General features: G+C 44.8%; 5 protein-coding genes and 2 pseudogenes. 5 read left to right on the forward strand and 2 right to left on the reverse strand.

The genetic code is table 11. The features are described 5' to 3' along the window. Window positions 1–218: 218 nt before the first annotated feature. The 5 genes and pseudogenes from VTH8203_RS22630 to rplT all read left to right on the forward strand — a co-directional run. A pseudogene (locus tag VTH8203_RS22630) lies at window positions 219–1,238 on the forward strand (phosphoserine transaminase); the annotation flags it as partial. Window positions 1,239–1,540: 302 nt separating this feature from the next. Next, window positions 1,541–3,466: a threonine--tRNA ligase gene (thrS, locus tag VTH8203_RS22635; protein ID WP_096995668.1), complete on the forward strand. Its 1,926-nt coding sequence runs from the start codon at window positions 1,541–1,543 to the stop codon at window positions 3,464–3,466. 3 nt (window positions 3,467–3,469) lie between these two features. Next, window positions 3,470–4,021, forward strand: a complete 552-nt coding sequence (infC, locus tag VTH8203_RS22640) for a translation initiation factor IF-3 (protein WP_081411588.1) — start codon at window positions 3,470–3,472, stop codon at window positions 4,019–4,021. A gap of 106 nt (window positions 4,022–4,127) precedes the next feature. After that, entirely contained in the window at window positions 4,128–4,322 is a 195-nt protein-coding gene (gene rpmI / locus VTH8203_RS22645) for a 50S ribosomal protein L35 (protein ID WP_004401085.1), read from the forward strand. Window positions 4,323–4,363: 41 nt separating this feature from the next. Further along, the gene (gene rplT / locus VTH8203_RS22650; RefSeq protein ID WP_004727974.1) at window positions 4,364–4,717 is read left to right on the forward strand and encodes a 50S ribosomal protein L20; all 354 of its coding nucleotides are present in this window, start codon (window positions 4,364–4,366) and stop codon (window positions 4,715–4,717) included. A gap of 51 nt (window positions 4,718–4,768) precedes the next feature. On the opposite strand, the pseudogene VTH8203_RS22655 reads toward rplT, so the two are convergent. Next, a pseudogene (locus tag VTH8203_RS22655) lies at window positions 4,769–5,125 on the reverse strand (tyrosine-type recombinase/integrase); the annotation flags it as partial. Then, on the reverse strand, window positions 5,116–5,307 hold a 192-nt coding region (locus tag VTH8203_RS22660), incomplete at its 5' end, for a transposase (protein ID WP_279627160.1). The gene VTH8203_RS22660 and the pseudogene VTH8203_RS22655, both read right to left, overlap by 10 nt.

The following is a 5,307-nucleotide window of genomic DNA, read 5'->3' on the forward strand; positions in this document are numbered from 1 at the left end:
CATCATATTGACTCCCTAGCACTCACCCGAGCTGTGGTTCTCAGGAGGAACATCTTCTCACGATTCCGTTCCCACTCAGCCTAATGCCTGAGTTTCGTTACATTGTCAGTTCCGCTGCTTTATTCAGGAACTTAGGGTCATCTGGTGATACAGATGGTTCACTCTTATCGTGGTGAACAACGCTTCATACGACTTCAGGTCGCACGGACACCTCTACGTTAGGACGTAGTCACCGTTCATCTCTGGGTAAAGCGGTGCTGGCTGAAGCGATAGAAAAAACCAAATCGATACTGGGTATACCTGATGATTATCGCGTTGGCATCGTTCCGGCATCGGATACTGGGGCGATGGAAATGGTAATGTGGTCGATGTTAGGCCCGCGTCCGGTCGACGTTTTCCATTGGGAGTCGTTTGGCTCTGAGTGGTTAGCGGACATCACGAAGCAATTGAAACTTGAACGGGTAAATAGCTATTTAGCTGATTATGGGTCGTTACCCGATCTCACTCAGGCAAATCCGCGACACGATACCATCTTTACGTGGAATGGCACGACCTCTGGAGTGAAAGTCCCGAATGGCGATTGGATTGCCGATGACAGAGAAGGGGTGACTATTTGTGATGCCACCTCCGCAGTGTTTGCGATGCCAATGCCTTGGGACAAACTGGATGTAGTCACTTTCAGTTGGCAGAAAGTGTTAGGTGGAGAAGGGGCTCATGGGATCATTATTTTGAGTCCGAAAGCGGTCGAGCGACTAGAGTCTTATACACCGCCGTGGCCATTGCCGAAGATTTTCCGCATGACGAAAAGTGGCAAACTCATCGAAGACATATTTCAAGGTGCAACTATTAATACGCCCTCCATGTTGTGTGTGGTGGACTATATTGATGCACTAGACTGGGTAGCGAGTCTTGGTGGTGTTGATGCGGCAATCGGAAAGTCTGAATCTAATCTTGCGGTACTGACAAACTTTGTTGAATCACGAGATTGGATACACTTCTTAGCGAAAGAACCAACACAGCGTTCTAACACCAGTGTATGTTTAACACTTGAAGCATCGGAGCAGCAAGTTAAAGCAATGATTAAATTGTTAGATGATGAAGGTGCCGCGTTTGATATCGGCGCTTATCGGGACGCGCCGGCGGGACTTAGAATTTGGGCTGGCGCCACCGTTGAGTCTGGTGATTTGGAAGTACTACTGCCATGGCTCGATTGGGCTTACGTCAAAGTCATTCAATAATTGCAAAGCACCTGCTAGTCAGTTGCTTTGTTGTCTCTTGCAGTGCCCGAAAACTAACCATAAGGGTAGTGACGAGGCAGTGGGGGTGAAGTGTTGGCGTTTTATTAAACATGTCACATTTCTGATTGTTATTTCGTGAGCTTTGTTTACAATGTTCGTTCGCTTTGGCTGGTGCATCCGTATTTGCATCAAAATAAGCTGATAACACAATGAAATCGTGGCAGTTTTCGAGTAACTGAAAATTGCTAACCAATAAAACATGTCTTGCTTGGTGTGCAAGACCACTGTAAATAGGATACTACATGCCTGTAATTACTCTTCCTGACGGTAGCCAACGTCAATTTGATAACCCTGTTTCTACAATGGATGTCGCTCTTTCTATCGGCCCCGGTCTTGCGAAAGCAACCATTGCTGGTCGTGTAGATGGCGAACGTGTAGACGCATGTGATTTAATTGAAAACGATGCGAGCCTAGAAATCATCACGGCGAAAGACGAAGACGGTCTTGAAATTGTTCGTCACTCTTGTGCTCACTTACTTGGTCACGCTATTAAACAACTGTACCCAGATGTGAAAATGGCAATCGGTCCTACGATCGACAACGGCTTTTACTACGATATCGATTTAGAACAGTCTCTTACTATGGAAGACGTTGAAAAAATCGAAAAACGTATGAAAGAGCTAGCAAAAACCAAGTATCAAGTTATCAAGAAAAAGGTTAGCTGGCAGGAAGCTCGTGACACATTTGAAAGTCGCGGCGAAACATACAAGATGGAAATCCTAGACGAGAACGTTTCTAAAGACGATCGTCCAGGCCTTTACCATCATGAAGAATACATCGATATGTGCCGTGGTCCACATGTTCCTAACATGGGTTTCTGCCAACACTTCAAACTATTGAACGTGGCCGGCGCATATTGGCGTGGTAACAGTGACAATAAGATGCTGCAACGTATCTATGGCACTGCATTCCACGATAAAAAAGCGCTTAAAGAGCATTTGACGCGTCTAGAAGAAGCGGCAAAACGTGACCACCGTAAAATTGGTAAGCAGTTGGATCTATTCCACATGCAGCAAGAAGCACCTGGTATGGTGTTCTGGCACCACAACGGTTGGTCTGTATTCCGTGACTTAGAAGTATTCATTCGTGAAAAACTGACTGAATACGGTTACCAAGAAGTAAAAGGTCCTCTAATGATGGACCGCGTTCTTTGGGAGCGTTCTGGTCACTGGGACAAATACGCAGACGCCATGTTCACAACTTCATCAGAAAACCGTGAATACGCGATTAAACCAATGAACTGCCCAGGTCACGTTCAGATCTTTAACCAAGGTCTAAAATCATACCGTGATCTACCATTACGCATGGCTGAGTTTGGCTCATGTCACCGTAATGAGCCGTCAGGTGCCCTGCACGGTATTATGCGTGTTCGTGGATTCACACAGGATGATGCACACATCTTCTGTACTGAAAGCCAAATACAAGACGAAGTAACGTCTTGTATCAAGATGGTGTACGACACATATAATACGTTTGGTTTTGACAACATCGTGGTGAAACTGTCAACTCGCCCAGAGAAGCGCGTAGGTAGTGATGAAATTTGGGATCGCTCTGAAGAAGCACTAAAACAATCTCTTGAGGCGATGGAGATTCCATTCGAGATTCAAGAAGGCGAAGGTGCGTTCTACGGTCCTAAGATCGAATTTACTTTATATGATTGTCTAGATCGTGCGTGGCAATGTGGTACAGTTCAGCTAGACTTCAACCTACCGGGTCGTCTAGGTGCTACTTACGTGGATGAAAACAATGAACGTCAAGTTCCTGTTATGATTCACCGCGCAATCTTAGGTTCTCTAGAGCGTTTCATCGGTATTCTTATCGAAGACTATGCTGGCTTCTTCCCAACGTGGTTGTCGCCAGAACAAGCTGTTATCATGAATATTACGGACAAACAGTCTGATTATGTTCAAGAAGTAACACAAAAACTGCAAAAAAGTGGAATTAGAGCCAAAGCGGACTTGAGAAATGAGAAGATTGGCTTTAAAATCCGCGAACATACTTTGAAGCGTATCCCGTACATGCTTGTTTGTGGCGACCAAGAAATGGAAGCTGGAGAAATTGCAGTACGTACACGTAAGGGTAAGGACCTAGGCAAGTTTAAAGTGGATGACTTTATCTCATACATCCAAGCCGAGGTTTCTAGCCGTAAGCTCAATCTGGAGGAATAAGCTATTAAAGGCGGAAGACGTGGCCAACAACCGGCCAAACAAAACCAGCACCGTTTAAACGGTGAAATTCGTGGCGTTCGTGAAGTTCGTCTAACAGGTGCAGATGGTGAATCTGTTGGTGTCGTATCGATTCAAGAAGCACTAGATGCAGCTGCAGAAGCTGGTATGGATCTCGTAGAGATCAGCCCTAACGCCGAGCCACCAGTCTGTCGCGTGATGGACTACGGCAAGTTCCTCTTCGAGAAGAGCAAAGCTGCGAAAGAGCAGAAGAAGAAGCAAAAGCAGATTCAGATTAAGGAAGTAAAATTCCGTCCTGGAACTGATATTGGAGACTATCAGGTAAAACTACGCAACCTGACGCGTTTCCTAGAAGACGGCAACAAAGTGAAGGTAACAATTCGCTTCCGTGGCCGTGAAATGGCTCACCAAGACATTGGTGTCGACGTTCTAAATCGTCTGAAAGAAGATACTGTAGATTTAGCTGTAGTAGAATCTTTCCCGACTAGAATCGAAGGTCGCCAAATGATCATGGTATTGGCCCCTAAGAAGAAGTAATTAACGGCTTTACAAGTAAGAAGACCCAGCCGTTTTCTGAATGGCTGGTTTTTGTTCGCCCTAATTACTATTGTATAAACAACTCAACAATGCGGAGTTATTCATCATGCCTAAGATGAAAACCAACAAAGGTGCTGCTAAGCGTTTTAAGAAAACTGCTGGTGGTATTAAGTACAAGCACGCTACAAAACGTCACATTCTGACTAAGCGTACTACTAAGAACAAGCGTCAGCTTCGTCCAAATGCAATCCTTCCTAAGTGTGAAGTGGCTGCAGTTGTTCGTATGATGCCATACGCTTAATTCTTTTTAGTTTATCAATCGTTTAGTTTAGGAGAGACATAATGCCTCGCGTAAAACGTGGTGTACAAGCTCGTGCACGTCATAAGAAAGTTCTAAAACAAGCTAAAGGTTACTACGGTGCACGTTCACGTGTTTACCGCGTAGCTTTCCAAGCAGTTACTAAAGCTGGTCAATACGCTTACCGTGACCGTCGCGCTAAGAAACGTCAATTCCGTCAACTGTGGATTGCACGTATCAACGCGGCATCTCGTCAAAATGGTCTATCTTACAGCCGTTTCATCAACGGTCTTAAGAAAGCATCTATCGAGATCGACCGTAAGATCCTTGCTGACATCGCGGTATTCGACAAAGCTGCATTTGCAGTTCTAGTTGAAAAAGCGAAAGCTGCTCTTTAATTAGCAGTTAGGTCTATGTAAAAGGGGAGCGAAAGCTCTCCTTTTTTGTATCTAAAGAATATGGGATAACGGACTTTTTACGCCATTTGCTCCGCGATTAATGACATGCGTATAGATTTGGGTCGTCTTGATATCGGTATGCCCCAATTGTTCTTGTACGGTTCTAATATCAGCACCACTTTCCAATAAGTGCGTCGCAAATGAATGCCGTAACGTGTGACAGCTAACTTGCTTGTCGACTTCCGCCTTTTTCACCGCAGATTTCAGAGCCTTTTGTACGCTTGACTCATTGATATGGTGCCGGCGAATCAAACCAGAACGAGGATCAGTAGACAAGCGAGTCGATGGAAACAAAAACTGCCAGTTCAGCTCTTTGTTTGAGTTAACCTGAGATCGGTTTAAGCCATCGCCATCAATCCTGTCTTTTCAGTGTTTGTGATGTTGAGTGATGGCTTTTCTGGTTTCAGACAGTAAGCGATTAGTCCGCCAAGTAAATTCAACATAAAACCATGTAAGCTGCGATGCCTTGAGTGCTCTATTTGAGATATATTCTTTAATTGGTCATTAATCGTTTCAATAATGAACCTTTT

The organism is Vibrio thalassae (assembly GCF_900089835.1).
GTDB lineage: Bacteria > Pseudomonadota > Gammaproteobacteria > Enterobacterales > Vibrionaceae > Vibrio > Vibrio thalassae.